We start from the raw sequence: 3,877 nt of genomic DNA, 5'->3' as shown, positions 1-3,877 counted from the left end.
AATTACATCGCATTTGCTGGACAAAGGATTTAATGAGTATCAAACAACTGAGCTAGTAGAGGCAGATAAAATAATTTCTCAAACTGTTTTAGTAGAAGATGGTCAGCATAAAAAAGTTTCTATAAAACCCCAGATGTCGGCTTCACTGCTTTTAGGTCCTGGAGAAGAAGATAAAGTGAGACTGTTCTATCAATTACCTGAGAAAGTTGTGGCACCCGTTAAAAAAGGCAGCATGCTCGGAACATTAGAATTGAGAATAGGTGGAAAAATGATGCGTCAGATCCCACTTGTTGCTGCTGAAGAGGTGCCTACTCAGAGTTTTTTTGCATCAGTGGCTGAATCGATCTTCAATTGGTCGGAAAGGGATGACTAGCGTCATCGTAGAGTTCTTAAATCCTCTTGAGCATTATTAGCAGCGGCTGAACCAGGATAATTCTCTAAGACATTCTTGAAGTAGTAAGCGGCCCGTTCGGGTTGCTTCCGGGTTTCCGCTAATTTACCCAACATGTAAATTGCGTCCGGGGTCTTGAAACCTTGAGACGTTGGACGATGCTCATAGTTTTGTAAAACCTTCCGAAATGCAGACTCAGCAGCATCCCATTTGCCAAGTTTAAACTGGGAGTAGCCGATCCAGTAATACGCATTATCACTATCGACATCATCTTCAAATTCCTCCACAAAACCTTCAAATACATCTACTGCCTCAGGATAGTCACCCTGAATAAAAGCAGACATTCCCTGATTATATAATTTTTTAATACCTGGTCGCCTTTGAAGGGCCAAGGGCTGTACAGGTTCGTTTAAGTCTAGATCCTCGAAAATTTCAGCTGTATTCAATTTATTTTTATCAACAACTTCTGCAGCATTGGTTTGTGAACCATTTGAAAATTCCTCCAAAGTAAGATTTGTTTGAGGAGCCTGATCCGGTATATCGCCCTTTTCTTCTTTCTGAATCAATGCGTTAACCTCAGGTAATGGAGGAGGTTTGGGTTTCTGTTGGAGTGATGCTAATGAAACCTCCTCAACTACCGGGATGCTCGGGGGCTGATTGATCAGAGTTTTTGTAGTAGCCTGTGAATTTGGTGAGGTTAGAAGCTTTGGGGTTATAGGCTTCGGGGTGACTTGGGAAGGTGTTGAAGCTTGTCTGATTGGAGGTTTTTCTGAAGCTACCATAGTATTGGGCATGGCTTCGACACTCTGCTGAAGTTCAGCAATCAATTGTTGATTCTCACGAAGGGTTTCCGAAACAGCTTTTTCCATCAGTGAAAAATTAGTAGTCCATTGACCCTGTAATTCAGCGAAGGCTTTCTCTTGACGAAGAAGCTGTGCCTCTAAGCTCAAAATTTTCTTCTTGAGTTCAGTATTTTGCTCTTTGGATGTTGCATTCTGCTTTGCCTGAAGATTTGATTCACGCTTTTTCAGTTCATTTTCACTGATAAGTTTAACTGAAGCGGGTAGTTCCAACTCTTGCGCTTGGTTCTTATCTTCAGCTGATTCATTAGGAACCAATCTCTCAAGTGTCGCACAGCTTGAAGCTAGGATAACAGTCAAACCAAGTAAACCTAGACGGGAAAAAATCATTATTTCAGGTTGATTGAGATGATTGAAGTTCAAGGATCATTCTTATGGAATTTGCTCGATCAGGCTGTTGATTGTTTTCATAGGCATCAATCAGTCGTTCAGCAATTTGATCTCTTCGCTCAAATTTCGGGAAATTTTTCAAAAGGTACAGATATCTTGTGATAGCTGAGTCGTAAGCCTTTTGTGAGAAATAATATTCTCCCACAACAAATTCATACTCTGCCAAGTCATTACTGGCATTTCTAAGTAATTCAGTGACATCCTCCAAGTAATTACTTTGTCGATAGAGCAGATAGAATCTCTGATATTCCTGAATGATTTTACGGTTTGGCTCCATGTCTCTGTCAAAAGATCTTTCATGAATGAAAATGCCGTAATGATTTCTTTCGTAATTTAGACTGATGATTTGGCTTATCACATAAGGAGTCAAATGGCTGTTTGGATTTCTAATAAGAAAAGATCGATAATTGACTTCTGCGTCATCCCACTTGGTGCGTTTGAAAAAAAGTTCACCAAGTTGGAGGTATGCTAGTGTGGCTAATTGGGTGCCAGAATGTTCAGTGCTCAGTTTTCGAAAAAGCTCTGCAGCTTCTGTATAAAACTGATCTTCGGAAGCGATGACAGCTTGATTATATAGCTCTCGAGCCGGTGTGCGGATATTGGTATCTTGAACAGTGGAGCAAGCAAATGAAAGAAAGCTAAGCCCAATCAATAAAATTATTGAATATCTAGCTTTTATTGCGCTTGCGATAGCGAACCATCGTGATTTCGTTACCGCGCTCATTCCAGTATACCTCATGCATGAAGTTAGTGATTAAGAGCAATCCCTTGCCCGTATTCTGAAAAATTTCCTCAGTTTCTTGATTCCCCGCCTCATAGTCGTGATCAAAGCCTTTGCCTTCATCTCTAATCACGTACTTCGCAGAATTTTTACTTATTTTGTAACTCAAAACTATTCTGCGGTTCCGATAGGGCTCTTCCTCACGTCTTTCAGCAATTGCTTCGCGCATCTCTTCAAATCCCAGCCGATGCAATACATCCGTCATTTCCAGGTTCCCATGGACAATGGCATTTTCCAAAGCTTCCTTGAGTACAATCCGTATTGTAAAGAGTTCTTCGGGTCTTAGAATCTCATAACGGGGAAGATTTCTTGTGATGAAGGTGGTAATGGAGCCAATATATTCGAAATCATTCTCCATCTCAATGGTTCGGCTTTCAAGAATCGAGTGTTCCAAGCAGTAGTTGCTGAAGCGTGAGTCAGCCATTAGGGAGTTGACACGTTTCAGAGTCCGATGAAGATCGCGATTGGTGAAGGGACGAATCAAGAAATCACAAGCTCCCTGACGAAGGGCCTGGCGCGCCATGTCAGGAAATTCCAAAGGAATCAGAACTACAAATGGTAGTTTTCGATTAATAGCTTTCAATTCCTTCATAAGTTCGAGTCCACCAAGTTTTGGCATCATCAAACCACTGAAAACTACCTGGATCTCTTTTTGTTCGTGAAAGGTCCCCAAAGCTTTTTCGCCATCCTCTGCGATGAGAATTTCATGCTCTTGATTTTCAAGAAAATTACGTAGCTGCACGCGCGATTCAGGGTTCGCATCGGCTATCATGACTAGCATATTGGGGGAAATTTCCTGAGGGGACTTTTGAACCTGAGGATTTTCTGACGGGGTCAGTATGAATTGTGAAAACTATCGCATCATTTCAAGGCAAGACAAGATTTTTTGATTCACTTCAAAGTCAGTTCACATTGGCTATCCTACAGAATTTGTGTGATCAAGTTGTAATGAAACTGATTTTTCTGACTTAATTTTTCTGACTTCTTGATAAAGTGATTCTAAATTCTTGTCATCTATTTTTTCAGCACGGAGAAATTGAACAGTTTGCTTCATATACTCATAGCATGAACCTCTCTTCCCCTTTGCTTCCAAGATCCTCTTTGCTTTTGATTCTCTATTCAAGCTGGTGCCTACATATTTAGGGTGCTCCAACTCGACTAAAAATGCGATGGCTTCAATTGTGCCTAATGAAGTCCTCAATTGAACCCACTTAGGATGATACGCACCAGTAACCATTTCTCTGGCCCAGATCCTTGCCAATTGTGGTTCGTGGTCCACTAAAGGTATTCTGAACACCCTGCCAACACAGAATGTGCCAGGCTCCAATCCAAGAACCAAACCTGGCAGTTCATCTGTACCCCGATGCTCAGTACTTCATAAACAAAAGTTTCTCTGATAACCATAGATTGTGGCACGAATCGACAAATCAAATGAAATTTCTGGATGCCACATCA

4 protein-coding genes and 1 pseudogene are annotated in these 3,877 nt (G+C 41.2%); 1 reads left to right on the top strand and 4 read right to left on the bottom strand.

Features of this window, described 5'->3' with window-relative positions; genetic code table 11:
* A partial coding sequence (locus P8O70_15410) for a D-alanyl-D-alanine carboxypeptidase (protein ID MDG2198233.1) occupies positions 1 to 373 on the top strand: 373 nt, incomplete at its 5' end.
* A 2-nt stretch (positions 374 to 375) separates the two neighbouring features.
* On the opposite strand, the gene P8O70_15405 is transcribed toward P8O70_15410, so the two are convergent.
* The 4 genes and pseudogenes from P8O70_15405 to P8O70_15390 all read right to left on the bottom strand — a co-directional run bounded on the left by P8O70_15405 (position 376) and on the right by P8O70_15390 (position 3,782).
* Positions 376 to 1,581, bottom strand: coding sequence for a tetratricopeptide repeat protein (locus P8O70_15405; protein MDG2198232.1), 1,206 nt, complete (start codon positions 1,579 to 1,581; stop codon positions 376 to 378).
* Positions 1,582 to 1,585: 4 nt separating this feature from the next.
* Entirely contained in the window at positions 1,586 to 2,365 is a 780-nt protein-coding gene (gene bamD / locus P8O70_15400) for an outer membrane protein assembly factor BamD (protein ID MDG2198231.1), read from the bottom strand.
* A complete protein-coding gene (locus P8O70_15395; protein ID MDG2198230.1) occupies positions 2,310 to 3,203 on the bottom strand; it encodes an ATP-binding protein in 894 nt (297 codons plus the stop codon). The genes bamD and P8O70_15395 overlap by 56 nt, the downstream gene beginning before the upstream one ends.
* Before the next feature lie 135 nt (positions 3,204 to 3,338).
* Positions 3,339 to 3,782 (bottom strand): annotated as a pseudogene (locus P8O70_15390) (gamma-glutamylcyclotransferase).
* Between the last annotated feature and the right edge of the window lie 95 nt (positions 3,783 to 3,877).

The sequence above is a fragment of the SAR324 cluster bacterium genome (genome assembly GCA_029245725.1).
GTDB lineage: Bacteria > SAR324 > SAR324 > SAR324 > NAC60-12 > JCVI-SCAAA005.
Note: the sequence above shows the minus strand (reverse complement) of the source record. Positions and strands in the feature narration are given on the sequence as shown.